Below are 24775 nucleotides of genomic sequence, written 5' to 3'. Positions count from 1 at the left end.
GAATGAAAGCAGAGGTATTAAAATATGAAGCATTTACGGAAAATCCCGGCAAAGGCAACCCCGCGGGAGTGGTATTGCACGGGGATGCTTACACAGAAGAAGAAATGCAGAAAATAGCTGAGCTCGCAGGATATTCAGAAACCTCCTTTATTCGGAACAGCGAGGCGGCTGATCTTGAACTCCGTTACTTCACTCCTGGACACGAAATGGATTTATGCGGACATGCGACGGTCGCTTCCCTATACGCGTTATGTGAAAAAAGAAGGCTGGAGAGCGGTAAAACGTACACCATCCAGACAAAAGCCGGTATCCTGCCAGCAAACATTTCTGAAAAAGAGGGGCGCATTCATATTACACTTGAACAGGCTGCTCCGAAATTCAGGCCATTTACGGGCGACCGGGGAAAGCTCGCGGACGCATTGGGAATTAAGGCGGAGGACTTTCATGATGACCTTCCAATTGTTTTTGGCAGTACAGGCATATGGACTGCAATTGTTCCGCTCAAATCATTAGAAGCCTCTAAAAAAATGGTGCCGAATAACAAACAATTTCCGGAAGTTCTAGTTGATCTGCCAAAAGCCTCAGTGCACCCGTTTACCTTTGAAACGATTCACTCTGACAGCGACCTGCACGGACGCCACTTTTCGTCGCCGTATTCAGGAACGATAGAAGATCCCGTGACTGGCACAGCATCCGGCGTGATGGGAGCTTACATGCAGCAATACGTCCGGTCCGGGCAGCGTACATTCATCATTGAGCAAGGACAGGAGATAGGGAAAGACGGAAGAGTGGAAATTGAAATAAACGGAGATAACGATCATATCAAAGTGAACATGACAGGGACTGCCGTTTACTCAGAAACTCGGATTCTTAAAATCTAATATGGCTGGCTGTTTACAAAAAGCTGCACTTTCCGTTATGATTATGGTTGATAATCATTTTCAATTGGATAGAAAGGGTGAAGCGGTATGCCTCAAGCCGAACAGATAAATCAAGATTCAGCACTGCGGGATATCATACGCAGCAGAAGATCAATCCGTAAATTTAAACAAGATCCCGTCCCTCCGGCTGTCATCCTTGACATGCTAGAAACGGCAAAATATGCGCCGAATCACAGAGTAACGGAGCCTTGGAGATTTATTTACGTTTCCAGTGAAACAGGAAAAGCAAGCTTGATTAAAACCTTTGCTTCATTTTCTAAAAAATCAAAGCCGGACATGACGGAAGAAAAACTCCAAAATTTCAAAAAGACACTCAGCCGTGTGCCTGGATTTCTGCTTGTTGTATTTCAGGAAGATGAGAACGAAAGAGCAAGAGATGATGATTTTGCGGCAACTAGCTCATTGATTCAAAATCTCCAGCTTCTTGCCTGGGAAAAAGGAATCGGCATGGTTTGGAAAAGCGGAAAGATCCTCTATGATAAAGACGTGCATCAAGCCTTCGGTTTACAGGATAACGAGCGCTTCGCCGCGATCATACAAACAGGCTATCCTGATGAAATGCCGGAAGTGAAAAAACGCACACCGATAAAGGAACGGTTCACCGAGCTGTAAAAAACCCCCTGTCTCAAGCAGAGACAAGGGGTTTTTCATTAACGTTTTTTGCTTTTCGCTCTGTTATCGGCCGCTTTCGCGCGCTCCTGCGCTTCGCGGTCATCCGCATCAGCGAGTTCGCTTGAATATTCCTCGTAAACGCCGTCAGTTTCTCGTTTTAACGCATCGGGAACCTGAGGAAGTTTTTGTTTGTTTTTATCACGGTTTTTGTGGATATGATTTCTGCCCATATCAAATTCCCCCTAAAAAGTGATATCAAACAAACATAGTATCTGCTTTCCGGCGCTATGTATCCCTACTTCCGCTTAGCAGCTTTTTCCGCTTTTTTAAATTCACTCGAATAAAGAACTTCCTGCATTTTCTTCAGGTTGGCTCCTTGCTGGTGCTTCTCCCTTTTCTTTTCCATAAAAGGACCTCCTTCAACCATGTTATTCTTAAGGTTGACGCTTCCTTCCGTTTTTATACAGCCTTCGGTCCTTCAGCAGCTGCGAAAGGGCGAATTCAAGATCTGAATATGTAAAACGGAATCCGGACGTAATTGCTTTTTTAGGCAGAGCGCGCTGTCCTTTCACAATAAGCAGGCTCATCTCACCCAATGCTTTTGATAAAAAGAATTCTGGAACGGGGAGCCAATGGGGACGATGTACCACCCGTGCAATCGTATTACCGAACTGCTTCATTTCAACCGGATTAGGGGAGGTCACATTAACAGGACCTGAGATACTGTCGTTTTCAATTGCATATACAATCAGCTGGGCGGCGTCCTCCACGTGAATCCAGGACAGCCACTGATTGCCCGTCCCGATCGTTCCGCCAGCCAGCAGCTTATATGGCAGAACCATTAACGGAAGAGCGCCTTTTTCTCCAAGCATCACGCCAAATCTTGCGTAAACCGTTCGGATGCCCATCGCCTCAATAGTTTGCCCTTCCCGTTCCCATAGATGTGCAGTATGGCTGAGAAAATCCTCGTCTGACGTGGGAGAGTCTTCTGTAAAGGTCTTTTCAAGGTCAGTGCCGTAAATGCCCACTGCACTGGCTTGAATAAGCGCCTTCGGTTTTTCCGCCTGTCTATGAATAAGCCGCCGTACTTCCTGGGTTGCATCGATCCGGCTGGAGAGAATTCGCTGTTTCGTTTTTTCATTCCAGCGGCCAAAAATCGATTTTCCCGCAAGGTTTACCCAGACATCAATATGAGGAAGTTCTTGTTCAGGCGCAGCATCTTCAGTCAGCCATTGGACATAAGTGATATTTTTTTGTTCAGTTTTCCCCGGGTTTCTTGATAAGATATAAACATGATGTCCCTGGCGGGTGAGGACGCCAGTCAGATGCGTACCGAGAAAACCCGTTCCGCCCGTCATTGCAATATTCATACACATCTCTCCTCATCGTTCTGATAACTATACTTTACCTCATTTTGATCATAGAAAACGCGTTTGAGACCGGAGAAGGGAGATTAAGATGCCATTTATTACAAAGATATCAGCGCAAAAGAAGAATACTGAACGTTTTAATATTTTTCTGGATGAAAAATATGCTTTCAGCGTTGACGCCGATGTGCTCGTGAAATTTGAGCTTAAAAAGGGAAAAGAGCTTGATGACCTCGAGATCATTGATATTCAATACGGCGATGAAGTGAAAAAAGGCTTCAACCGTGCGATTGAGTTTTTATCCTATCGAATGAGGTCAACAAAAGAGGTAGAAGACTACTTAAAGAAAAAAGAAACCTCGGCGCCCGTCATTGCGGAAGTGATTCATAGGCTGAACGATTACAGCTATTTAAATGACCAAGAGTTTGCGGCGGCCTATGTAAGCACTCACAAAAAAACAAACGGAAAAGGGCCTGACGTTTTGTTCAGAGAGCTGAAGGCGAAAGGAATCGATGACGATACGATTAAAGATACGCTAGGTTCTTTCTCGTTTGAGGAACAGACGGAAAAAGCAGTTAAGCATATCGAAAAGCTTCTGAAGAAAGACAAGAAACTCTCTTCAAAAGAGATCAAACAGCGAGCCCAGATGCAGCTGCAGCGCAAAGGCTTTTCATTTGATGTCATCTCTGCGGCGCTGGAGCAGATTGAATACGAAAATGATGAAGACACTGAAAAAGAAGCGCTGCGTCTTCATGCGGAAAAAGCGTTTAGAAAATACCGTTATGACGGCTCCTATGAAAGTGCCATGAAGGTCAAACAATTTTTATTTAGAAAAGGATTCTCACTCGATTTAATCGAGCAATTTCTGCGGGAAGAGGAGTAGCTGAAAAATGGAGAAACGATACAGTCAAATGACAACACACGAGCTCAATACAGAAATCGCAGGACTTTCTGAAAAAGCAAGAAAAGCGGAACAGCTTGGAATCATAAATGAACTGGCAGTGCTCGAACGGAAAATTGCAATGGCAAAAGCATACTTGCTGAACCCGGAGGACTTCTCACCGGGAGAAACGTATATTGTGGACGGCTCTGAGGACGAGTTTCACATTAACTATTTAAATGGCGTTTTCGCTTGGGGATACAGAGCATCGGCTCCCGATCAAGAAGAAGCGCTTCCAATCTCAGCATTGCAGCAAAAGAAGCAGGGATGACCGAGAGGCTGAATATCAGCCTCTTTTTTATTTGAGCACATTCAAGGCGATTTTCAGAGAAAAAATGATTGAATTCATCCTGGATTTCTTTTAAGATGGAACTCGTTGTTTTTTAAAAATTAAAGGAGGCGATGACGTTGAGTATGAAAAATCCATCTGTAAAGTTCATTATTTTTGTCCTTATGATCTGCACGTTTTCAATTGGATACACAGAATATGCGGTGATGGGTATTTTGACGTCGATTGCCAATGACTTTCATATACATGTTTCCTCTGCGGGACTCCTTGTTACTGCTTATGCGGCAAGCGTCTGTGTGACAGGCCCGCTTGTCACGATTGTTTCTGTCAAGCTCCCGAGAAAGCCGGTGCTTCTTGGATTGATGGGGATTTTCATCCTTTCCAACCTGTTAAGTGCGCTGGCACCGAATTTTGCGGTATTGGCCGTCTCAAGAATTTTATCTGCTTCCATTCACGGCGCATTCTTTGCAATTGCGATGGTATTTGCTAGTGAAATGGTGCCGCCGGAAAAACGTGCCGCAGCCGCTGCGTCTATGAACGGTGGTTTAACAGTGGCTTTAATGCTGGGTGTTCCATTCGGTTCCTACTTGGGTGATGTCCTAAACTGGAGAGTCGTGTTTTCCATCATTACGGTGCTTGGAGTGATCGGATTTTTAGGCCTGATGGCTACAGTGCCGAACAGAAAACCAAAAGTCATCCCGATGCTCATGAATGAGTGGGGAGTATTTAAACACAAACAGGTGCTGTATTCCTTTGCGATTACCATTTTAGGCTATTCAGGCGTATTTATCGCTTACACGTTTATCGAACCGATTTTAAGAAACTCAGCGGGTTTCAGCACAGTCGGCATTACAGGCGCCCTCTTCGCTTATGGATTGGGCGGGGTTGCAGGAAATTTCTTTGCGGGAAAAGTGCCGCTTCCTCTGCTGACCCGGACCATGATTGGCGTCATGATCGGCTTGATCGGCGTACTTGCCGTATTTCCGTACATCGCCGTTTATCCGGCCGCAGCCATTGTCGGGACTTTCTTATTTGGCGCTTGCGCATTTGGCACGCCGCCTCTTTTGCAAACAAAGGTTCTTTCTTCATCTGAGAATGGCACAACGATCGCCGCAGCTGTGAGCGTGTCTGCATTTAATCTGGCCAATGCGCTCGGCGCGTGGATCGGCGGTATCATTTTAAGCGGGACCGGCTCCTATTCCTGGCTGTTTGCGGGAGGAGCGCTGATGACCGCGTGCGGACTGGTGCTGTCAACCTTTGCGCATCTGTCTGAAAAGAAAAGCGTCTATGAATATCAAGTCAATAAAGGGTAAAAAAACAGCTGCACATGTGCAGCTGTTCTTCTTTTATCGTTTGCCGGAGGCTCTCATTTTTTCCTGAGGATGCTGATTGATTGACCCGTCAGGACGCTTTGAAGCATAGTCGTCCTTCGCTCTCGGTTCACCCTGGAACTTGTTTTCGTTTTCGTAAGGAAATCCTTTTTCTTTATTGCGGACCATGTCATATCCCCCTAGGTTCGAGATCAAAAAGTTGCGTCTTGCCAGATGAAGACGTAAGGTTAGTATATGGAGAACATTTAGTTTTAAAGCGTAATTTTTTTCCTGAAGGAAAGGAGACCACCAAATGAATACGTATATTGAAAAACTGACAAATCTGCTTCTGGAAAAAAACGATATGATCAGCTACATTCAGGCTAAAACATGGGTGGAATTGTTATGGAGCGACTTTGAGGCAACCTATGCAAAAGCCGGACACGCCTACCAGGGCGAAAAAATGACTGAAAAAATCGTCACACAGTGGATTGAGAACTATGGCGGCCAGCTCCACCTTTTCCAAAGCGGCCGTGAAGACGTAAATGATTACTTAAACCAAAGCAGAGGTCTTTTACATTAACACAGCCTGCCGGCATAAAGTACGGCAGGCTGTTTTTTATACATTTGTATTGAGTACATCACTCATCACCATTCTAATCATAAAACCAAGAAAAGCAGTATATGCAATCAGCTGCAGATAGGATAGAGGCAGCATGGATTGATGAATAAGAACAGCACCTATTAACAATAGAACAATCATTACCCAATGTGATATATAGCCCGCGAAATGAGCATTTGAGCGGGTGCGTTGGTCATTCTGAAAGTGTACGTTTCCCCCAGAGTTTATTTCTATGAATATGCGCGGCAGAATAAAGAACTCGGGCTGTTCCGATGACTGCTAACAGAAGTGTTAAAGTTGAAGGTGAATACCAATAAAGGACATACAATAAAAAACGGGAAGCAAAGTTTGCAATAATAATCCGGTACGACGTCATGTTCATATTATTTATTTCCTTCTATCCAGAATAATTGATCTAATGAGCACTCTAATACTAATGATAATTTAATTGCAGTGCCTATCGAGGGTTCATATCTTTGTTTTTCAATTGCAATGACCGTCTGTCTTGTTACTTGAATTTTTTCTGCCAGCTGATCCTGTGTCCATCCTTTATCTTTTCTGTATTCTTTTACACAATTACGAACCCCGTGCTTCATCTAATTTGATCCTCTCTTTATGTAACGTATACCTTACATAATGTATCATACAAGTATTTAGTATGTAATGTTCACCTTACAAACCTTAACATTTCCTTAATTGTTAGAAAAAATATACAAATAGTGTTTCATTCACCGGGCATTCAGGGAATACCTCTTATATCTTGTCAACATATGAGGAGGAGCTATAAATGAAAAAGAAACAAGTATTGCTCGCTTTAACAGCCGCCGCAGGACTGAGTTTCACAGCATGTAGCACCGCTCCCGAAGCAAAAGCCGCAACCCCTCAGACCATGAATGTCACCATGCCATCATCAGATTCTTATGTTATTAAAGCAGGAAAACTGAATGTGCGAACTGAACCAAATCAAAAAAGCGCGATTCTCGGCACGGTATCATCTGAACAGAAAGTCACTGTAAAGGGATTTGCAAATGCTAATTGGGCTCAAATCGAATTCAAAGGGAAAAAAGCATATATTTCAACACACTTCTTAATGAAAACCGCAAGTCAAGCAAAAACAGCAAAACAGACAGCCTTCTATTCACCAACACCGGAAAATGGAAAAGCCAAACAGCTTTCCTCCGGGACAGAAGTCACTTTGCTCGGCTGGGGATTCAGTGAAAACGGAGGATTTGATTTCAACTGGGCATTCGTTGATTATGGAGGGGTAAAAGGCTATATTCAGACAAAGGATTTACAAATACGCTAAAAAGACAGGTTCTTGCTTGTCTTTTTGCCTTGATATTGAAACATTTCTTCTTTCTGAACGTAACAATGAGAAAGGAGATGATCATATGGCTTGTTTAGTCGGCGGAGGGCTCATGATCATTGCAGGTCTTTTCATCAAATTGTTCCCTCCAAAATCCATTAACAGTGTATATGGATTCAGAACGAGACGCTCAATGTCAGATCAAAGATTATGGAATGAAGCCAACCGTTACAGTGCGGCACTCATGATTCTGTCAGGTTTGATTGTTTTGGGAGCCGGGGTGTTGCTGAGATCAAGCTTTATCATCCTTCAGCTGATCATGCTTATTGCTGCTTGTATCATCACTTTTATGCTGACGGAGAAACGGCTGAAACATATGACGAAAAGTCAAGGAGGAGAGTTGAGTGGAAGGAGTTAACAGTCAGTTTATCAAAACAAATGGGATCACGCTCCACGTTGCTTCCGCAGGGCCGGAGGACGGCCCGCTTATTGTTCTGCTCCATGGGTTCCCTGAATTTTGGTATGGCTGGAAAAATCAAATCAAACCGCTTGCCGATGCGGGGTATCGGGTGATTGCTCCTGATCAGCGCGGTTACAATCTCAGTGATAAACCCGAAGGAATTGAGGCCTATCGAATTGATACATTAAGAGATGATATCATTGGGCTTATTTCGCAATTCACTGATCAAAAAGCAATCGTGATCGGGCATGACTGGGGAGGAGCAGTAGCCTGGCACTTGGCATCAACACGTCCGGAATATGTTGAAAAGCTGATCGCCATTAACATACCGCATCCGCACATCATGAAAACCGTAACGCCAGTCTACCCTCCGCAATGGCTGAAAAGCTCGTACATTGCCTTCTTCCAGCTGCCGGACAAACCGGAGGCCGCGTTAAAAGAAAATCATTATGAGAAATTAGATAAAGCCATCGGGCTATCTGATCGGCCGGAGCTTTTTTCTTCTGAGGATATCAAAAAGTACAAAGAAGCGTGGAAGCAGCCTGGCGCCCTGACGTCAATGCTGAACTGGTACAGGGCCCTCAGAAAAGGAAGCCTTGCAGAAAACCCCCGCGAATACCATACAGCCCCTTACCGGATGATCTGGGGAATGGAAGACCGCTTTTTAAGCAGAAAGCTTGCAAAAGAAACAGCAAGCCGCTGTCCAAACGGGCATTTAATATTTGTGGATGAAGCGTCCCATTGGATCAGCCACGAAAAGCCGGCCATCGTGAATCAGCTTATTTTAGAATATCTTGAAAAACAATAAGTCAGATTTTCTTTGCACCGTCTGTCGAAATGGCAGACTTTTTCTATGCTTTTTTTTCATACTCTATTTTAAACCTGACAAAATAACATTACATATACTCAAATGTTATACCAAAAATGTAACAAAAAACAGGTTTAAACGACTTTAAAAAAAGGAATAGCCTTACTGAAGATTTGTGTACAATTCCCCTAAGGCAATACTTAAAAAGAATAATAAAAAGAAGGTGCCTTAATGAAGCAAGGATTAATCTCGATTATTATCCCGTCTTACAATGAAGGTTATAATGTCAAACTTATTCATGAATCTTTAAAAAAGGAATTCAAAAACATTCATTATGATTATGAAATATTCTTCATTAACGACGGAAGTATTGATGACACGCTTCAGCAGATCAAAGACCTGGCATCCAAATGCAGCCGAGTGAAATACATATCATTTTCGCGAAACTTTGGAAAAGAAGCCGCGATCTTGGCCGGATTTGAACATGTTCAAGGCGAGGCAGTTGTCGTGATGGACGCCGATTTGCAGCATCCGACCTATTTGCTGAAGGACTTTATCAAAGGCTACGAGGAAGGCTATGATCAAGTCATTGCCCAGAGGAACAGGAAAGGGGATAACCCCGTGCGTTCGCTTCTTTCGTCCCTTTACTACAAGTTCATTAATAAAGCGGTGGAAGTTGATTTGCGTGACGGTGTCGGAGACTTTCGGCTGTTAAGCCGCCAAGCTGTAGATGCACTTTTGAAATTGAGCGAAGGCAACCGCTTTTCAAAAGGCCTGTTTTGCTGGATCGGTTTCGAACAGAAAATTGTTTTTTACGAAAATGTCGAAAGAAAAAACGGCACATCCAAATGGTCATTCAGCAGCCTTTTTAATTACGGAATGGATGGCGTTGTCTCCTTTAACCATAAACCGCTGAGAATATGCTTTTACACCGGCATTTTTGTATTGCTGCTCTCTCTTATTTATATCATAGCCACGTTCGTCAAAATTCTTACAAACGGTATTTCTGTACCCGGATATTTCACAATTATATCTGCGGTCTTATTTCTTGGCGGGGTTCAGCTGTTGAGCCTTGGCATCATAGGAGAGTACATTGGCAGAATCTATTACGAAACAAAAAAACGTCCGCATTATTTGATCAAAGAAGCAAATATCCCAAGCAAAGATTTGCCTGAAACGAACGAATTGAAAAATATGCGGCGCCTGACTAAACTGCACTGAAATGAATGAATTGCCATTGGCAGTGCTTTTTTGCATGCTTACAAGTTAACGGCAAGACTGGAGAATCCTTATGAAAAAAAGAAAACATGTCTTCATTTATGCGGCCAGTCTGTTCATAGCGGTTCTAGCACACGCTTTTTTTGTGAAAGAATGGGCGGATGGCAGATATATGACCGGTCCCGGTGACGGACTGGCGCAAATGATCGTATTTAAGAAATTATTATATGAACAATACACGCAAGGAAACTTTTTCTATCATTATTCATTTGGACTCGGCGGAGGCACATTCAGTCAGCTTGGCTATTATTTTTCTGCTTCTTTTCTTTTTCTTGCGACTTCCGCCGCAGTATGGCTGCTGCAATCCGTTCATCTCATCGGTGAGGCGGACACGCTTTTTTGGGCGCAGGCAGCCGTTTTTATCAGCATTTTTAAGCTGAGTCTGATAATTTTTACAGCAGCCTCTGTTTTCAGCTATTTACTCAAACGCAGAGCAGCGGCATTTACGGGTGCTGTACTATACGGAGTATCGATTATTTACTTTCGCCATGAAGCGTATTGGGAGTTTTTCACCGATGCTATGATTTGGCTCCCGCTTCTCGTGCTCGGAGCAGAAAAAATCATCAGGGAGCGGCGTCCGGAATGGTTTATCATTTCTTGCTCCTTGAGCTTAATCAACAATTTTTACTTTGCATACATAAATCTGATTTTCATTGGAATTTATATCTTGTTCAGATGGCTGATCAAGCTGGAAGAACATGAAGTGAAAAAATGGGTCCAATGCAGAATGTTTATCGTCTCGGGACTCATTTCTTTTGGTATCAGTGCGGCGGTATTTGTGCCGGTGGTTTACGGATACTTAAATAACCTGCGTCCACCGTATAATGAAAAAATAGAGTGGCTGAATTTCGATGATAATATTTTATTTTCGAGCAGGATTATCGTGGTGCCAGCCATCTTTTTACTGTTTTTGTTTGTCATTTCTTTTTATAAACACCGCGTGTTTCGCCTTTTTGCCGGAATGAGCCTTCTGTTTATTCTCTTTCATTTCAGTCCGTATGCGGCAAGCGTCTTTAACGGCTTTTCCGCACCGCAAAACCGGTTTGAATATATTTTGGCCTTTACAATCGCCGGGGCAGCAGCGGCAGGTTTATCACAGCTGCAGGAGCTGAGGCGGAAAGAACTGCTTCCAGCAGCAGCGGTTGTTCTGCTTCTTTACTGGTATCATGTCCAAAGATATGAGCTTGATATATGGAAGCCAGCGAATGAAAGCATCTTATTGCTTTTGTTCCTGACAATCGCTGCTTTGTTTGCCGCAGTTTTTGTGAAAAAACGGGCAAAGCTTGCTGTATACGGTGTGGTGATTTTGTCTTCGCTGCTTGTCGCTAACACCTATCAGAAATATGCGCTCTCAGAAGGAGGCGGGCTGGACAGTGTTTCAAAATCCTATATTACAAGCGAGGAATACAAAGGAGACGAACAATCTAAGCTCATCAGACGTGTGCAAAAGGAAGACAATGACCCGCTCGTGAGAATCGACTGGATGAATGGCGTGCGCAATAACACTCCGATTATTTACGGGTTTAATGGATTCAGCGCCTACTCGAGCATTTTAAACAGCCATCTGCTCTCCTTTTATTGGAATGATCTTCGCATCGATATGGGAAGAGAAAGCGTCAGCCGCTACGCTTCATTGGGGGACAGAGCGAATTTGTACAGCCTGCTTTACGGCAGATACTATATGACGGAAAAAATAAACGAAGCGAATGTTCCATACGGCTTCACAAAACATAAGGAATCAGAGCACTACACCGTTTATGAAAATCAATATATGCTTCCTTTCGTCAAATCAGCCGAAAGGGTTTACGCAGAAAGTGACCTGAAAAAGTTGCCGGCACTTGCAAAAGAGCAAGCGATGCTCAAAGGAATTGTATTAGCAGATCCAACTGAAAAAACAGAGCAGCCCCCTGATCTGACGAATCTGATTTCCAAATCGGACATCACTGCAAAACAAGCTCAATATCAAAACGGACTCCTGACTGTAACTGGAGAAAACGGAGGAGAATTGATCATCACCCCGAAAAAGCCACCAGTCGGTCCGGGCGATTACTATGTTAGTTTTTATTTGAAAAGCAAAGCAAGAGACAAAGGATTTACGCTAAAGGTAAATGATTATGTCACAACAAGAAAATCAAATCAATCGATCTATAAAACGGGAGTAAACGATTTGACCATCAGAGTGCCTAAAGCAGATCATATCTCAATCAGGCTTCCGAAAGGAACGTACGAGCTTTCACATATCGCGCTTTATGAAGAAAATTATCAAACATTAAAAAACGCTGCGTCGCAAAACAAAACGGAGAAAACAGACAGCCTGAAATGGAATAAAAACAAGCTGACATTCACATATCACAATTCCAAACCTCAGTACATCATGCTCCCGATTCCGTATGAGAAAGGCTGGGAGCTGAAAATTAACGGTAAGCAGCAGAAAATTGAAAAAGCCGATTACACTTTTATTGGTTTTAAGGCGCAAAAGGGAGACAATCAAATTGAACTGATCTACTATCCGCCATATTTTAAAATATCGGCAGTGATTTCTTTCATCAGTCTGCTCCTAGCTGTTTTTTATACAAGACGCAAAAAAGCCCGGCTCTAAATAGAGCCGAGCTTTAATTTTTTCTGAAGCTTTTCTTCGCTGAATATCCAGCCAGTATAAGATGAGCGTATTTCAAGATCATGGCTGATATGAACGATTGCCACAAACGGATAGTGCCCTTTACTCCGATAACGCAGGTCAATAAACCGGACCTCATAATGGTCTTTATACGTATCCACTTCCCATCTGTATACCGGAGAGAATGAAAGAAACGCCGCAATGTTGTCATCCTGCTTTGCAGCTTGCATAACATCGGTTTCAGGAACCGGCACCCGATTAAACGTATCAAGTATCACCACATGCCCGTCCATGCTCCTTCCTACATAAAAAGCATGCGCGGTCGTAACGGCAATTCGCCATTGCCGGAATTTCATCGTCGGTGAAATGATAATGTTTTCGATCTCTTCATCAATTAGCTCACGGAGCTGCCGTTTGATTCGCAGCTGCATCATCAGGCGCAAGATATAATAGCCTGCCAGTATGACGTATAAGGTGAGAAATGTGATACCGGGGCTTCCGCCGACATACCAAACCGCGATGGCAGCCAGATGGCTGATGAAAATAAACGGATCAAATGTGTTAATCAGCCCGAGTGCCACCCATTTTTTCGAAAACGGCCGGATGGCTTGTGTTCCGTACGCATTGAAAATGTCCACAAAAACATGCAGCACGACTGCCAGCAATGTCCACAGCCACAGATGCAGAAAATCAGCCTGAGGATAAAATAAATGCAAAATCGCCGGAATGATGACAGACCAAAACAAAACGGCGGGAATAGAATGGGTAAAACCTCTGTGATTTCTTATATAAACAGCATTATTTTTAAGTTTTAACACAGTATCGATATCAGGAGCCTGTGAGCCCGCAAGCGTAGCGATCATGACTGCGTGAGCCATTGCCGGATCTGTTCCGACAACCGGATCCAGTGTCGCAATTCCGCCGAGTGCGATGCCCATGACAACATGTGTGCCCGTATCCATAGGTGACCTCCTTGCAGGTTTATCCTGCACATTCACTTTGTAAGACATTCCCTCATTTTATATACCCAATCTTTTAAACTGTTCAATCGTTCTCATATGTTTCCGCTTTTTCTTTACTTCTATTTAATGTAACATATTATCGTACTGTGCCCTTAGTGTACAACAAAAAACAGTCTAAAGAAAAGTGGGGCGCGAGAGACTGGGGAGAAACACATATGAATGTACTTGAAGATAAGGTAAGACAAAAAGATATACAGCAATTTCAAAATGATTTAATTACATGGTTCGAAAGAGAACAGCGCATTCTGCCGTGGAGAGAGGACCAAGATCCATATAAAGTGTGGGTGTCAGAAGTGATGCTCCAGCAAACGAGAGTAGAGACGGTCATTCCTTACTTTTTACGGTTTGTGGAGCAATTCCCGACAGTAGAAGCACTCGCTGATGCCGATGAAGAAAAAGTGCTCAAAGCATGGGAAGGTCTCGGTTATTACTCGCGGGTCAGAAACCTGCAAAGCGCTGTAAAAGAAGTGAAGCAGCAGTACGGAGGAGTTGTTCCGTCAGAAGAAAAAGAGTTTGGCGGCTTAAAAGGCGTAGGCCCTTACACAAAAGGAGCGGTGCTAAGCATTGCATACAACAAACCGATTCCCGCGGTTGACGGAAATGTAATGCGTGTTATGTCGAGAATTCTGTCCATCTGGGATGATATTGCTAAGCCAAAAACAAGAACCGTTTTTGAAGAAGCGGTCCGTGTGTTTATTTCAAAAGATAAACCCTCGGCATTCAATCAAGGTTTAATGGAGCTTGGAGCCATCATCTGTACGCCGAAATCACCTTCTTGCCTGCTTTGTCCTGTCCAGCGGCATTGCTCAGCATTTGCAGAAGGGACTGAACGAGAACTCCCGGTGAAAAGCAAAAAGAAAAAACCCGGGATGAAAACAATGGCTGCAATTGTACTGACAGATGATGACGGACAAGTCTATATTCATAAACGCCCGTCTAAGGGACTGCTAGCCAATCTGTGGGAATTCCCGAATCTTGAAACACAAAAAGGAATCAAAACAGAGCGCGAGCAGCTCACTGCATTTTTAGAAAGTGATTTTGGCATACAAGCTGAAATCAGTGACCTCCAAGGTGTAGTGGAGCATGTTTTCACCCACCTGGTATGGAATATTTCTGTGTTTTTCGGTAAAGTAAAACAAGTGTCGGATACTGCAGACCTGAAATTAGTAACGAAGGAAGAGCTCGAAGAATTCGCGTTTCCAGTGTCACATCAAAAAATTTGGAAGATGGCAGTGGAAGCAGCCGGAGTCATATAATTCGGCTGCTCGGTAGAGTCCTTAATCATAACTGACGCGCGTGCCGTGGCTGTAGTCTGCTTCATTGCGCTTCATTCCGCCGCGCGCTTCAATCTCTTGCGTTAATTCACGGTATTTTGATTGGCCTTCTTCGTTCAAATAAGGCATAATTTGCTGAAAGGCATGATGAAAATAGGCGAGTTCACTGTTTTTCCAGTCTTTTTTGGAAATCATGGTCAATTCGCTCATATCTCGTCCGACATACATAACGGAAGACCCCCCTTTAAAGTTCTTGCCATTATTGTTTGTGGAATGAAGAGAACTATACGCTACAAGGAGCTGAGGAAAAAATGGAACAAAATAAATGCGCACTCGTAACAGGAAGCAGCCGCGGCGTCGGAAAAGCAGCGGCGATCAGACTTGCCGAAAATGGCTATAATATTGTCATTAACTATGCACGCAGCAAAAAAGCCGCTCTGGAAACAGCGGAAGAAATCGAAAAACTTGGTGTTAAAGTGCTTATTGTAAAAGCAAACGTGGGACAGCCCGCAAAAATTAAAGAGATGTTTCAGCAAATTGATGAAACCTTTGGAAGGCTGGATGTCTTTGTTAATAACGCGGCATCAGGTGTACTGAGACCGGTTATGGAATTAGAGGAGACACATTGGGACTGGACGATGAACATCAATGCAAAAGCCTTGCTGTTCTGCGCTCAGGAAGCGGCAAAGCTGATGGAGAAGAACGGCGGCGGTCATATTGTCAGCATCAGCTCATTAGGTTCAATCCGCTACCTTGAAAACTATACGACAGTTGGTGTGTCAAAAGCTGCATTAGAGGCTTTAACCCGTTATCTCGCAGTAGAGCTTTCACCAAAACAGATTATCGTAAATGCAGTATCAGGCGGAGCGATTGACACAGATGCGCTCAAACACTTCCCGAACAGAGAAGATCTTTTGGAGGATGCGCGTCAAAATACCCCGGCGGGACGTATGGTAGAGATTAAAGACATGGTCGATACGGTTGAATTTTTAGTGTCTTCAAAAGCTGACATGATCCGCGGACAGACCATTATCGTTGACGGCGGGCGCTCACTGCTCGTTTAAAAAATTTTTTTGAAAAAAGGAATAGCCAATCGATTACCTGCACATTCTAATGACCGTGGAGGTGATAACAATGGCTAACTCAAATAATTTCAGCAAAACTAACGCTCAACAAGTTAGAAAACAAAACCAACAATCAGCTGCTGGTCAAGGTCAATTCGGTACTGAATTTGCTAGCGAAACAAACGTTCAGCAAGTCAGAAAACAAAACCAACAATCAGCTGCTGGCCAACAAGGTCAATTCGGCACTGAATTCGCAAGCGAAACTAACACACAGCAGGTAAGACAGCAAAACCAATCTGCTGAACAAAACAAACAACAGAACAGCTAATCACTGAAACAGAAAAAAGCACTTCATCTTCGGGTGGAAGTGCTTTTTTCTGTTTGAAAAACGACAAAACTTGTGAAAGCTCAACAGAATGAGTCAAAGGGTTTGCCAGATCAGGATCGAAATGATTAATGGTGGAAACGTTTAGACTTTGACCAGGGCTGAAGGAGGAACCGATGACGGAATTTGAAAAGCTGGTAATAGAACAGATGAAAACGATGGACAAGCTTCTCGATCTCCAATCAGAGCTCGACCGCTGCAAACAAATCGAAGCAGAACTCCGGCACTTGGAAAGGGATGCAAGCCTGCGCGGTATTCAGGATGAAATTGCGGTAAAACGAAAACATCTTGCTGATATACAGGATATGTTTCAAAAGCAGACAGAGCAGGTGATTCGTTCATATCGCAGCTCAGAAAAGCCGTCTTCCTTTGTGTAGAGCAGGAATGTGCCATTCCCAAGCTGGAATGGCTCTTTTATTTTCATTTTTCAATTTGTAACGTTATAATAGGTAAAAGACGTTGTCGGTAAGCAAGTTTGGACATACTAACTGTAGGGCTTTATAGAAAGTAGGGGAGAAATATGGGTTATCCCAAGGAAGGAGAAACCATTCAAATTCACAGCTATAAGCATAACGGGCTGATCCACAGAATTTGGAATGAAACGACTATCTTAAAAAGTACAGAAATGTGTGTCATCGGAGCCAATGACCGGACGATGGTAACCGAATCAGACGGCCGGACATGGATAACCAGAGAGCCCGCAATCTGTTATTTTCACGCAAGACAATGGTTTAATGTCATCGGGATGCTGAGGGAAGACGGGGTTCACTATTACTGCAACATCAGTTCTCCGTTTGCCTATGATGGCGAAGCAATTAAATATATTGATTACGACTTGGATGTAAAGGTATTTCCTGACATGACCTATAATATTCTCGACGAAGATGAATATGATGACCATCGGAAAGCCATGAATTATCCAAAAGAAATTGACAGTATTTTAAGAGACTACTTAAATACGCTGCTTCACTGGATTCATCAGCGGCAGGGACCGTTTGCGCCCGAGTTTGTCGATATGTGGTATGAACGGTATTTGCGCTATACAAAATAATGGTTACGTAAAAACCTGTTGCGGGGTACAACAGGTTTTTCACATGGGCTCACACACATCATGATATAGAGAGGGGGAATCAACGTGGGGGTTATGAAACGCTATATGCAATTCGTCAAACCTTATAAGAAGCAAATTTTTATTACAGTATTAATTGGGATCGTAAAATTCTCCATTCCGCTTGCTCTCCCATTGCTTTTGAAGTACGTAGTTGACGACATTATTCAAGGAGGCGGCACGGCCAGTGACAAAACAACGTCATTGTTCACCATTATGGCGATCATGTTCGCCTTATTTTTAATTTTGCGCCCGCCAGTTGAATATTATCGGCAATATTTTGCCCAGTGGACAGCCAGTAAGGTACTCTATGATATAAGAGCCAAGCTGTTTGATCATATACAGAAGCTGAGTCTTCGTTTTTATGCGAATACTAGAACAGGGGAAGTCATTTCCCGAGTGATCAACGATGTGGAACAGACAAAGGACTTTGTGATCACAGGTCTGATGAATATATGGCTTGATATGCTGACGATTTTGATCGTGATCTCTATCATGCTGACGCTAGACGTGAAATTAACGCTTATTTCCATCGTTTTGTTTCCGTTATACGGTATATCGGTGAAGTATTTTTACGGCCGTTTAAGAAAGCTGACAAGAGAGCGGTCACAGGCGCTTGCTCAGGTGCAGGGGCATTTGCATGAACGGATTCAAGGCATGCCGGTGATCAGAAGCTTTGCGATAGAAGACCATGAGCAGGCCAACTTTAACGAAAAAAACAGCCATTTCTTAGATAAAGCAATCAGTCATACGAATTGGAATGCCAAGACCTTTGCAGTTGTCAACACCATTACAGATCTGGCACCGCTCATCGTGATTGCATTTGCCGGCTATTTTGTCATCAACGGACCGCTGACTGTCGGAACGATGGTTGCATTTGTCGGATATATCGACAGAATGTATAACCCTGTCAGAAGGCTGATTAATTCATCTACAACCTTGACGCAGTCAATCGCTTCAATGGACAGGGTGTTTGAATTTATTGACGAGCCGTATGAACTGACTGACAAACCAAATGCCATCAAAGCTGACCATATCCGCGGAGAAGTCGAATTTCAAAATGTATCGTTTCAATATGAAAAGGAGAAAGAAAACATCCTTCATGACGTGTCATTAAAAGTAATCAGAGGAGAAACTGTAGCTCTCGTTGGAATGAGCGGCGGAGGGAAATCCACGCTCGTCAGCCTGATTCCAAGGTTTTATGATGTATCAAGCGGCAGTCTATTGATTGACGGGACAGATATTCGGGATTATGAAGCAAGAAGCCTGCGCAATCAGGTTGGCATGGTGCTTCAGGATACCTTTTTATTCAGTGAAACGATTAGAGAAAATATTGCGATCGGAAAACCTAACGCCACGCTTGAAGACATTATGGAAGCCGCAAAAGCAGCTAATGCACATGATTTTATTATGAGTTTTCCGGAAGGGTATGAGACCCGTGTAGGAGAAAGAGGCGTTAAGCTCTCCGGGGGACAAAAACAGCGAATTTCCATTGCGCGTGTATTTCTGAAAAATCCGCCGCTGCTGATCTTGGATGAAGCCACTTCAGCTTTGGATCTTGAAAGTGAACACTACATTCAAGAAGCGATGGTTAAACTGGCGAAGGACAGAACAACTTTTGTCGTGGCTCACCGCTTATCAACAATTACGCATGCGGATAAAATTGTCGTCATGGAAAACGGAACAATCATTGAAACCGGAACTCATGATGAACTGATGGATTATGACAGTCAATACAAGCACTTATTCACAATCCAAAACTTGAAGTAAACTTCGATCTTATATCCTTTTATCAAGGATATAAGATTTTTTTGTATAAAAAAACCCGGCATATGAACCGGGCTACTCTTCTATTTCCATTTCGCAGTCTTTCGGATGGTACGTTTGAAAGCTTGTAATAAGTGTTTCTAAATGTTCAAGCTGCTCGCGGTATTCCACAGCGCTTGCCATAATATTAAGCATATTATAATCAAGAAGCTCATCATCTGAGTTGCGCTGGTTTTTAAGAAATGACTTTGTCAGCAGCTGTTTGTATTGGATGCCTTCTTCATCTGTATCATCATGCGGTTTAATTTTGCCGACAAACCTCATCAAAATCCGCTCGTGCCAATAAAGCAGGTAATCAAGTTCTTCAGTCAGTGTTTCCTGAAACTCTTCAGGCATATGATAAATCTCGTTTTCCAGGCGATGCAGCTTCTTCAGCGTGTCGAGCGCCCGGTTTGCGGTTATTATAGCCTGTCTGAACAGGACAAGTTTTCTTGATTTCACGTAAGTCGTTTTCTTAAAGTAGCTTCTTTCTTCTTTATATAGAAGATATGTCTGATCAAGCTTGAGCATTTTTTCTTTCAATTTTTCAATATCCTCTTTCAAAATCGAATGCTCTGTTGACTGGCGCATAATCAGCCTGATCCATTTCATAATTTCTTCAGTGTTTTCGACCGTATTATGAATCAGCTTTGTCTCGTACTTAGGCGGCAGGAACACCAGGTTGACGATAAAGGAAGAAAGCACCCCTAAAATGACTGTGCTTGTTCTGATCAGCGCAAACATTAAAAAGTCGTCACCGGCAGATTCTAAAATCGCAATAACTGTAACAAGAGCAATGGAAATCGTATGTTCAATTTTAAGCTTCAGCATTATGGTAATAACAATCACTGCTGTCAATCCGATCATAATCGGACTGGGTCCGAAAATAAGACCGAATACTGTGGCAATGACAGCTCCGATAATATTTGCCTGAACCTGATCAATAATAATAAGAAAAGAGCGGTAAATTGATGGCTGGATCGCAAATATTGCTGCAATCCCAGCAAAAATCGGTGCGGGAAGTCCGATCCACGAAGCTAAATAAAGAGCCAGCGTAATCGCGATCCCTGTTTTGAAAATGCGGGCACCAAGTTTCATTGGTTTGTGCGTGCATTCCTTTCTATAATAAATTGTTTGACCTAGCAAATGGCTAATCATTAAAATTCCCTGTGAGTTTATTTGCTAAACAATTAAGTAATATACAGGGATCAATACAATTATTCAAGCTATTTCTCAAGAAAAAGACCAAAATCTTACACGCTTTTTAAAAGTACACAAAAACAGGAGCTTTAAGCTCCTGTCCGACGAATGTGCAATATTACTTTTTAAGATGTTTAAAAGCATCCTCAACAGCAGCAAGCGTATCTTTAATGTCCTGCTCTGTATGTGCTGTTGTAATAAACCACGCTTCATATTTAGAAGGTGCGAGATTAATGCCGCGCTCCAGCATCAGCTTGAAAAACGTAGCGAATGTTTCACCGTCACTGCGTTCTGCCTGATCGTAATTCTCTACTTTCTCATCAGAGAAGTAAACCGTCAGTGCACCCTTTAAGCGATTGACTGTTATTGTGATGCCATGGGTTTCTGCGTGTGCCAAAATGCCTTCCTCAAGCATAGCGCCAAGACGGTCAAGCTTTTCATACACGCCTTCTTCTTTCAGCACTTCCAGGCAAGCAATGCCAGATAAAATAGAAGCGGGGTTTCCGGCCATTGTTCCTGCCTGATATGCAGGGCCGAGCGGTGCGACTTGCTCCATAATTTCTTGTTTCCCGCCATAGGCTCCAATTGGAAGTCCGCCGCCAATAATTTTTCCGAGTGCAGTTAAATCCGGTTTAACCTGTAAAAGATCCTGAGCACCGCCATACATAAAGCGGAAAGCAGTAATGACTTCATCATAAATAACGAGGGCGCCCGCATTGTGTGTCAGTTCGTTTACTTGTTCTAAGAAACCTTCTTTTGGCTCAACGATACCGAAGTTGCCGACAATCGGTTCAACGAGAACCGCTGCGATTTCACTGCCCCATTTATCTAAGGCTGCTTTGTAGCTGTCAATATCATTAAATGGAACTGTAATGACCTCGTTTGCAATGCTTTTCGGTACACCGGCTGAGTCAGGTGTGCCCAGAGTAGACGGACCGGAGCCTGCCGCTACGAGCACAAGATCTGAATGGCCGTGATAACAGCCTGCAAATTTAATGATTTTGGTTCGGCCTGTGTAAGCACGAGCCACTCGGATGGTCGTCATCACAGCTTCTGTCCCTGAATTGACGAATCTTACTTTATCCATAGCAGGAATGGCTTCCTTCAGCATCTTTGCAAAAGTAACCTCATGTTTTGTCGGTGTTCCATATAATACACCGTTTTCTGCGGCTTTTTTAATCGCCTCTGTAATATGCGGGTGGGCATGTCCGGTGATGATTGGGCCGTAAGCCGCCAAATAATCAATGTATTTGTTTCCGTCGACGTCCCAAAAATAAGCGCCGTTTGCTTTCTCCATTGCAACAGGAGAACCCCCGCCAACTGCTTTATATGATCTTGAAGGGCTGTTTACACCGCCGACAATATGCTCTAATGCTTCACGGTGAAGTTCAACTGATTTTGTATACAAAAATAATAACCTCCTATATCTCCATGCGTCCCCTCTATTGTAGCATGCTTCGAGACAAGAACAACGGATTCAGACTCAAGATCAGGGGCCATGGTTGTAATCTGGACAAGAATTGGATACGCTTAATACAAAAACATTCGGAGGTAAAGAAATGACTATTGAAATCGGACAAAAAGTGCCTGATATTGAGTTGAAAGGTGATCATGGGGAGATAGTAAAATTATCGGATTATGAAGGGCAGTATATCGTCCTTTACTTTTATCCAAAAGACATGACACCGGGATGCACAACTGAAGCCTGCGATTTTCGTGACAGCCATGAAAACTTCGCTGAGCTGGATGCTGTGATTATCGGCGTTAGCCCGGACAGCGAGGAAAAACACGGGAAATTTAAAGAGAAGCACAATCTGCCGTTTTTGCTGCTTGTCGATGACGAACACAAGCTGGCGGAGGCATTTGATGTGTGGAAACTGAAGAAAAACTTCGGAAAAGAATATATGGGAATTGAACGCTCCACTTTTTTAATTGACAAAGATGGCCGGCTCATTAAAGAATGGAGAAAGGTAAAAGTGAAAGACCATGTAGCCGAAGCGCTCCAGACGCTGAAAGATATGTCGGAAAAGTAAAATTGTCAGTCAGCTTCATAATAGATGCTGCAACTTTTACCCTAATATCAATTGACAAATTATCGTAAAAAGAGGTACACTAATTATAAACATTATAATGTAAGAATCTTTTTTAGAAGAGAGGTGCATGACGGATGGCTGCACATGAACTAAAAGAAGCCTTAGAAACGTTGAAGGAAACCGGAGTTCGCATTACTCCTCAACGTCATGCGATTCTGGAATATCTCGTTAACTCTATGGCTCATCCAACAGCGGACGATATATATAAAGCTCTGGAAGGAAAATTTCCTAATATGAGCGTAGCGACGGTATATAACAACTTGCGTGTGTTCCGGGAATCCGGCCTGGTAAAAGAGCTCACATATGGCGATGCTTCTAGCAGATTTGATTTTGTTACATCCGATCACTATCACGCCATTTGTGAAAGCTGCGGTAAAATTGTGGACTTCCACTATCCCGGCCTTGACGAAGTGGAGCAGCTCGCTGCACATGTGACCGGCTTTAAAGTAAGCCACCACCGTTTAGAAATTTACGGCGTCTGCCAAGAGTGTTCAAAAAAAGAAAACCATTAAAATAAGCTGACCGCAAAACGGTCAGCTTATTTATTTCGTCATTTTCTTCTTATTATATGACTCGTCAAATTCTTTTCCTTCTAAGCTTTGATCTAAAGTCAGCGGCTCCCTGCAATGCATACACATATCTACTCTGCCTAAAACCTTGGTCTCTTTTTCACAGCCAGGGCAAATGACACGAACCGCTTTGGTCGAGAGCATGCCGATCCAAAAATAAACAACCGTACTGAGCCCGATGGATAAAAGCCCAAGTATCATAAACAAACTCGAAAGCAAAACGGACTCCTTAAAAAAAATCCCGATGTACATAATGATAAACCCAACGAAAACCAAACTTAACGCAAACGTTCTGATCTTATTAATTTTGCTGGAGTATTTCGCCATGTCCATCCCCCTCTGAATTAAATATAGCACAAACCCGATGGGATTTTCTTCATGTTTTCGTTTGAAATGGAATTTAAATATGGAGACTTGCTTTGAAATTGTTTATAATAGTTCAATGTGTTTAGAAAAAAGGAATTTCGATTTAACCATAGAATTGAATCAAATAGAGAATGAAAAAATTGAACAATTGCATTGGAGGAATAGTGATGGAAAATCTTCTCCGTCCAATTTATCAAGAAAGAGCAAGCCATCCGAATACATTGGCTGTTATTATGATTGAGAGAAGAAACAAAACATCTTCCCTGACAGATAACTTTGATGCCGCTTTGCTTGTCATTGTAAAGCAGTCTGATAAACCTGTTTTTATAAAGCATTATGAATTTGATCACAAAACAGCCTCTTTACATGTGATAACTGATGCTCAGGTTCAAGAATGGATTTTGCTAGGCACAAATAGAAGAATGATAGATTGGATTGTAAACGGAAGAGTCATGTTTGACCGCAATGAGTATATTGCTGAGCTTATCGACAGGCTTAATACTTTTCCGTTTGCAGAACGCAAACTGAAGATCGGCCTTGAATACGGCAAGTTAATTAGAAGATACGTTGAAGGAAAAGCTTTCTTTGAAGCCAATCAATTTTTAGATGCCTACAATGCGGTAGTTCATGCCCTGCATCATCTAGCACGTATTGAAGTAATCGACAGAGGATTCCACCCTGAAACCACTGTGTGGAGTCAAGTGCGTCAAATCGAGCCTCAAGTGTACAAATTATATTCCGAGCTGATTGAAAGTCACGAAAGCTTGGAAAAAAGGCTTGAATTATTATTCTTAGCAAATGATTTTCTGATTCATTCTAAAGCTGAGATTGGTTCAGCACATCTTTTCGAAGTCATGAAAGAAAAGGACATATGGCAATTTAGCGAGCTTCTTCAGCATCCTGACTTAATCCATTTCACTCAAGACCTTGGCGTCATGCTTGATTACCTGACGGAAAAAGGTCTTATCAGCGTGTGCCGAATGGAAACCAAAGGACAGTCTGTCTTTCATCGAGGATATTCTTTTAAAAAAGATGTTGACTCTGATTCGTGAGCATGGTATATTATTAAACGTCGCTGATGCGCTTCTGAAAAAATAAGCTCACAGCGGCGGAGAAATAAAATAAAAAACATTTGACAAAACAAAGTCGAAATGTTATACTGATAAAGTCACTTCTACAAGAAGTGCTGATGATCTTTGAAAACTAAACAAGACAAAACGTACCTGTTAATTCAAGTTTCAAATAAATCGCACAGCGATGTGCGTAGTCAGTCAAACTAAGGCCTGCACGATGCAGGTCACGCAGATGTTGCCACAGGATGTGGCGAACTTAATCTGT

The 24775-nt window shown here is 42.9% G+C and carries 30 protein-coding genes; 20 read left to right on the top strand and 10 right to left on the bottom strand.

Translation table 11 applies throughout. The annotated features are described in order from the left end of the window. The first annotated feature begins 2 nt into the window (after positions 1-2). Entirely contained in the window at positions 3-881 is an 879-nt protein-coding gene (locus tag V6D42_RS15045) for a PhzF family phenazine biosynthesis isomerase (protein ID WP_333513752.1), read from the top strand. A gap of 87 nt (positions 882-968) precedes the next feature. Further along, on the top strand, positions 969-1553 hold the full coding sequence (locus V6D42_RS15040) for a nitroreductase family protein (protein ID WP_024120644.1): 585 nt from the start codon (positions 969-971) through the stop codon (positions 1551-1553). Positions 1554-1591: 38 nt separating this feature from the next. Here V6D42_RS15040 and V6D42_RS15035 read toward each other — a convergent pair whose 3' ends face one another. The 3 genes from V6D42_RS15035 to V6D42_RS15025 form a co-directional block, all read right to left on the bottom strand. After that, on the bottom strand, positions 1592-1783 hold the full coding sequence (locus V6D42_RS15035) for a YfhD family protein (RefSeq protein ID WP_333513751.1): 192 nt from the start codon (positions 1781-1783) through the stop codon (positions 1592-1594). Between the two features lie 65 nt (positions 1784-1848). Beyond that, positions 1849-1959: a YfhE family protein gene (locus V6D42_RS15030; protein WP_010333447.1), complete on the bottom strand. Its 111-nt coding sequence runs from the start codon at positions 1957-1959 to the stop codon at positions 1849-1851. A gap of 28 nt (positions 1960-1987) precedes the next feature. Next, positions 1988-2923: a TIGR01777 family oxidoreductase gene (locus V6D42_RS15025; protein ID WP_333513750.1), complete on the bottom strand. Its 936-nt coding sequence runs from the start codon at positions 2921-2923 to the stop codon at positions 1988-1990. 88 nt (positions 2924-3011) lie between these two features. On the opposite strand from V6D42_RS15025, the gene recX reads away from it, so the two are divergent. The 3 genes from recX to V6D42_RS15010 all read left to right on the top strand — a co-directional run bounded on the left by recX (position 3012) and on the right by V6D42_RS15010 (position 5462). Continuing rightward, positions 3012-3803: a recombination regulator RecX gene (gene recX / locus V6D42_RS15020; RefSeq protein ID WP_229148992.1), complete on the top strand. Its 792-nt coding sequence runs from the start codon at positions 3012-3014 to the stop codon at positions 3801-3803. A gap of 7 nt (positions 3804-3810) precedes the next feature. Further along, on the top strand, positions 3811-4131 hold the full coding sequence (locus tag V6D42_RS15015) for a YfhH family protein (protein ID WP_333513749.1): 321 nt from the start codon (positions 3811-3813) through the stop codon (positions 4129-4131). A 137-nt stretch (positions 4132-4268) separates the two neighbouring features. Next, positions 4269-5462, top strand: a complete 1194-nt coding sequence (locus V6D42_RS15010) for an MFS transporter (RefSeq protein ID WP_268447382.1) — start codon at positions 4269-4271, stop codon at positions 5460-5462. Between the two features lie 33 nt (positions 5463-5495). Here the strand turns inward: V6D42_RS15010 and V6D42_RS15005 are convergent, their stop codons facing one another. Continuing rightward, complete coding sequence (locus V6D42_RS15005; RefSeq protein WP_010333452.1) at positions 5496-5648, bottom strand: small, acid-soluble spore protein K; 153 nt, start codon at positions 5646-5648, stop codon at positions 5496-5498. A 124-nt stretch (positions 5649-5772) separates the two neighbouring features. Here V6D42_RS15005 and V6D42_RS15000 point away from each other — a divergent pair, with 124 nt between their 5' ends. After that, entirely contained in the window at positions 5773-6042 is a 270-nt protein-coding gene (locus tag V6D42_RS15000; RefSeq protein WP_024120650.1) for a YfhJ family protein, read from the top strand. A gap of 422 nt (positions 6043-6464) precedes the next feature. Here V6D42_RS15000 and V6D42_RS14995 read toward each other — a convergent pair whose 3' ends face one another. Next, a complete protein-coding gene (locus tag V6D42_RS14995; protein WP_333513748.1) occupies positions 6465-6677 on the bottom strand; it encodes a helix-turn-helix transcriptional regulator in 213 nt (70 codons plus the stop codon). 191 nt (positions 6678-6868) lie between these two features. Here V6D42_RS14995 and V6D42_RS14990 point away from each other — a divergent pair, with 191 nt between their 5' ends. The 5 genes from V6D42_RS14990 (at position 6869) to V6D42_RS14970 (ending at position 12532) form a co-directional block, all read left to right on the top strand. Further along, positions 6869-7387 carry an SH3 domain-containing protein gene (locus V6D42_RS14990; protein WP_333513747.1) on the top strand — a complete coding sequence of 173 codons (519 nt, stop codon included), beginning with the start codon at positions 6869-6871 and terminating at the stop codon, positions 7385-7387. Between the two features lie 85 nt (positions 7388-7472). Then, the gene (locus V6D42_RS14985; protein WP_026014680.1) at positions 7473-7805 is read left to right on the top strand and encodes an SdpI family protein; all 333 of its coding nucleotides are present in this window, start codon (positions 7473-7475) and stop codon (positions 7803-7805) included. Continuing rightward, positions 7792-8655, top strand: coding sequence for an alpha/beta fold hydrolase (locus V6D42_RS14980; protein ID WP_333513746.1), 864 nt, complete (start codon positions 7792-7794; stop codon positions 8653-8655). The genes V6D42_RS14985 and V6D42_RS14980 overlap by 14 nt, the downstream gene beginning before the upstream one ends. Before the next feature lie 231 nt (positions 8656-8886). Next, positions 8887-9876, top strand: a complete 990-nt coding sequence (locus V6D42_RS14975; RefSeq protein ID WP_010333459.1) for a glycosyltransferase family 2 protein — start codon at positions 8887-8889, stop codon at positions 9874-9876. A 70-nt stretch (positions 9877-9946) separates the two neighbouring features. After that, positions 9947-12532: a YfhO family protein gene (locus V6D42_RS14970; protein WP_333513745.1), complete on the top strand. Its 2586-nt coding sequence runs from the start codon at positions 9947-9949 to the stop codon at positions 12530-12532. Here V6D42_RS14970 and V6D42_RS14965 read toward each other — a convergent pair. Further along, positions 12529-13512, bottom strand: coding sequence for a metal-dependent hydrolase (locus tag V6D42_RS14965; protein WP_333513744.1), 984 nt, complete (start codon positions 13510-13512; stop codon positions 12529-12531). The two genes, V6D42_RS14970 and V6D42_RS14965, sit on opposite strands and share 4 nt — an antisense overlap. Before the next feature lie 215 nt (positions 13513-13727). Here V6D42_RS14965 and mutY point away from each other — a divergent pair, with 215 nt between their 5' ends. Further along, complete coding sequence (mutY, locus tag V6D42_RS14960; RefSeq protein WP_333513743.1) at positions 13728-14828, top strand: A/G-specific adenine glycosylase; 1101 nt, start codon at positions 13728-13730, stop codon at positions 14826-14828. 21 nt (positions 14829-14849) lie between these two features. Here the strand turns inward: mutY and V6D42_RS14955 are convergent, their stop codons facing one another. Further along, complete coding sequence (locus tag V6D42_RS14955) at positions 14850-15074, bottom strand: hypothetical protein (RefSeq protein ID WP_010333463.1); 225 nt, start codon at positions 15072-15074, stop codon at positions 14850-14852. An 83-nt stretch (positions 15075-15157) separates the two neighbouring features. Between V6D42_RS14955 and fabL the strand changes: the two genes are divergently transcribed. The 5 genes from fabL (at position 15158) to V6D42_RS14930 (ending at position 19173) form a co-directional block, all read left to right on the top strand. Next, positions 15158-15910 carry an enoyl-[acyl-carrier-protein] reductase FabL gene (gene fabL, locus V6D42_RS14950; RefSeq protein ID WP_010333464.1) on the top strand — a complete coding sequence of 251 codons (753 nt, stop codon included), beginning with the start codon at positions 15158-15160 and terminating at the stop codon, positions 15908-15910. 70 nt (positions 15911-15980) lie between these two features. After that, complete coding sequence (sspE, locus tag V6D42_RS14945; RefSeq protein ID WP_010333465.1) at positions 15981-16238, top strand: gamma type acid-soluble spore protein SspE; 258 nt, start codon at positions 15981-15983, stop codon at positions 16236-16238. A gap of 173 nt (positions 16239-16411) precedes the next feature. Next, complete coding sequence (locus V6D42_RS14940; RefSeq protein WP_333513742.1) at positions 16412-16672, top strand: YgaB family protein; 261 nt, start codon at positions 16412-16414, stop codon at positions 16670-16672. Between the two features lie 143 nt (positions 16673-16815). After that, on the top strand, positions 16816-17346 hold the full coding sequence (ntdP, locus tag V6D42_RS14935) for a nucleoside tri-diphosphate phosphatase (RefSeq protein ID WP_003223272.1): 531 nt from the start codon (positions 16816-16818) through the stop codon (positions 17344-17346). A gap of 84 nt (positions 17347-17430) precedes the next feature. Continuing rightward, complete coding sequence (locus tag V6D42_RS14930; protein WP_333513740.1) at positions 17431-19173, top strand: ABC transporter ATP-binding protein; 1743 nt, start codon at positions 17431-17433, stop codon at positions 19171-19173. 72 nt (positions 19174-19245) lie between these two features. Here the strand turns inward: V6D42_RS14930 and V6D42_RS14925 are convergent, their stop codons facing one another. Further along, positions 19246-20307, bottom strand: coding sequence for an aromatic acid exporter family protein (locus V6D42_RS14925; RefSeq protein ID WP_101863566.1), 1062 nt, complete (start codon positions 20305-20307; stop codon positions 19246-19248). Between the two features lie 220 nt (positions 20308-20527). After that, entirely contained in the window at positions 20528-21817 is a 1290-nt protein-coding gene (locus V6D42_RS14920) for a glutamate-1-semialdehyde 2,1-aminomutase (protein ID WP_029441293.1), read from the bottom strand. A 151-nt stretch (positions 21818-21968) separates the two neighbouring features. Between V6D42_RS14920 and bcp the strand changes: the two genes are divergently transcribed. Both bcp and perR read left to right on the top strand, forming a co-directional pair. Then, entirely contained in the window at positions 21969-22442 is a 474-nt protein-coding gene (gene bcp / locus V6D42_RS14915) for a thioredoxin-dependent thiol peroxidase (RefSeq protein ID WP_333513739.1), read from the top strand. Between the two features lie 134 nt (positions 22443-22576). Beyond that, entirely contained in the window at positions 22577-23014 is a 438-nt protein-coding gene (perR, locus tag V6D42_RS14910; protein ID WP_010333472.1) for a peroxide-responsive transcriptional repressor PerR, read from the top strand. A gap of 30 nt (positions 23015-23044) precedes the next feature. On the opposite strand, the gene V6D42_RS14905 is transcribed toward perR, so the two are convergent. Then, positions 23045-23398 carry a YgzB family protein gene (locus V6D42_RS14905; RefSeq protein WP_326223836.1) on the bottom strand — a complete coding sequence of 118 codons (354 nt, stop codon included), beginning with the start codon at positions 23396-23398 and terminating at the stop codon, positions 23045-23047. Positions 23399-23604: 206 nt separating this feature from the next. Between V6D42_RS14905 and V6D42_RS14900 the strand changes: the two genes are divergently transcribed. Further along, on the top strand, positions 23605-24489 hold the full coding sequence (locus tag V6D42_RS14900; protein WP_333513738.1) for a nucleotidyltransferase-like protein: 885 nt from the start codon (positions 23605-23607) through the stop codon (positions 24487-24489). Positions 24490-24775 lie beyond the last annotated feature (286 nt).

This window comes from Bacillus sp. 0909A (genome assembly GCF_036765115.1).
GTDB lineage: Bacteria > Bacillota > Bacilli > Bacillales > Bacillaceae > Bacillus > Bacillus mojavensis.
This window is presented reverse-complemented; position numbering and strand designations above follow the sequence as displayed.

Excerpts from the sequence above, each read along its gene's own strand:
- V6D42_RS14940 (WP_333513742.1), top strand. The coding sequence starts at position 16,412 with ATGACGGAATTTGAAAAGCTGGTAATAGAACAGATGAAAACGATGGAC.
- V6D42_RS14990 (WP_333513747.1), top strand. The coding sequence starts at position 6,869 with ATGAAAAAGAAACAAGTATTGCTCGCTTTAACAGCCGCCGCAGGACTG.
- V6D42_RS14995 (WP_333513748.1), bottom strand. The coding sequence starts at position 6,677 with ATGAAGCACGGGGTTCGTAATTGTGTAAAAGAATACAGAAAAGATAAA.
- V6D42_RS14955 (WP_010333463.1), bottom strand. The coding sequence starts at position 15,074 with ATGTATGTCGGACGAGATATGAGCGAATTGACCATGATTTCCAAAAAA.
- V6D42_RS15035 (WP_333513751.1), bottom strand. The coding sequence starts at position 1,783 with ATGGGCAGAAATCATATCCACAAAAACCGTGATAAAAACAAACAAAAA.
- V6D42_RS14970 (WP_333513745.1), top strand. The coding sequence starts at position 9,947 with ATGAAAAAAAGAAAACATGTCTTCATTTATGCGGCCAGTCTGTTCATA.
- V6D42_RS14925 (WP_101863566.1), bottom strand. The coding sequence starts at position 20,307 with ATGAAACTTGGTGCCCGCATTTTCAAAACAGGGATCGCGATTACGCTG.
- V6D42_RS15015 (WP_333513749.1), top strand. The coding sequence starts at position 3,811 with ATGGAGAAACGATACAGTCAAATGACAACACACGAGCTCAATACAGAA.
- V6D42_RS15045 (WP_333513752.1), top strand. The coding sequence starts at position 3 with ATGAAAGCAGAGGTATTAAAATATGAAGCATTTACGGAAAATCCCGGC.
- V6D42_RS15040 (WP_024120644.1), top strand. The coding sequence starts at position 969 with ATGCCTCAAGCCGAACAGATAAATCAAGATTCAGCACTGCGGGATATC.
- recX (WP_229148992.1), top strand. The coding sequence starts at position 3,012 with ATGCCATTTATTACAAAGATATCAGCGCAAAAGAAGAATACTGAACGT.
- V6D42_RS15025 (WP_333513750.1), bottom strand. The coding sequence starts at position 2,923 with ATGAATATTGCAATGACGGGCGGAACGGGTTTTCTCGGTACGCATCTG.
- V6D42_RS14900 (WP_333513738.1), top strand. The coding sequence starts at position 23,605 with ATGGAAAATCTTCTCCGTCCAATTTATCAAGAAAGAGCAAGCCATCCG.
- fabL (WP_010333464.1), top strand. The coding sequence starts at position 15,158 with ATGGAACAAAATAAATGCGCACTCGTAACAGGAAGCAGCCGCGGCGTC.
- V6D42_RS15030 (WP_010333447.1), bottom strand. The coding sequence starts at position 1,959 with ATGGAAAAGAAAAGGGAGAAGCACCAGCAAGGAGCCAACCTGAAGAAA.
- V6D42_RS15000 (WP_024120650.1), top strand. The coding sequence starts at position 5,773 with ATGAATACGTATATTGAAAAACTGACAAATCTGCTTCTGGAAAAAAAC.
- mutY (WP_333513743.1), top strand. The coding sequence starts at position 13,728 with ATGAATGTACTTGAAGATAAGGTAAGACAAAAAGATATACAGCAATTT.
- V6D42_RS14975 (WP_010333459.1), top strand. The coding sequence starts at position 8,887 with ATGAAGCAAGGATTAATCTCGATTATTATCCCGTCTTACAATGAAGGT.
- V6D42_RS14905 (WP_326223836.1), bottom strand. The coding sequence starts at position 23,398 with ATGGCGAAATACTCCAGCAAAATTAATAAGATCAGAACGTTTGCGTTA.
- V6D42_RS14985 (WP_026014680.1), top strand. The coding sequence starts at position 7,473 with ATGGCTTGTTTAGTCGGCGGAGGGCTCATGATCATTGCAGGTCTTTTC.
- ntdP (WP_003223272.1), top strand. The coding sequence starts at position 16,816 with ATGGGTTATCCCAAGGAAGGAGAAACCATTCAAATTCACAGCTATAAG.
- bcp (WP_333513739.1), top strand. The coding sequence starts at position 21,969 with ATGACTATTGAAATCGGACAAAAAGTGCCTGATATTGAGTTGAAAGGT.
- sspE (WP_010333465.1), top strand. The coding sequence starts at position 15,981 with ATGGCTAACTCAAATAATTTCAGCAAAACTAACGCTCAACAAGTTAGA.
- V6D42_RS15005 (WP_010333452.1), bottom strand. The coding sequence starts at position 5,648 with ATGGTCCGCAATAAAGAAAAAGGATTTCCTTACGAAAACGAAAACAAG.
- V6D42_RS14965 (WP_333513744.1), bottom strand. The coding sequence starts at position 13,512 with ATGGATACGGGCACACATGTTGTCATGGGCATCGCACTCGGCGGAATT.
- perR (WP_010333472.1), top strand. The coding sequence starts at position 22,577 with ATGGCTGCACATGAACTAAAAGAAGCCTTAGAAACGTTGAAGGAAACC.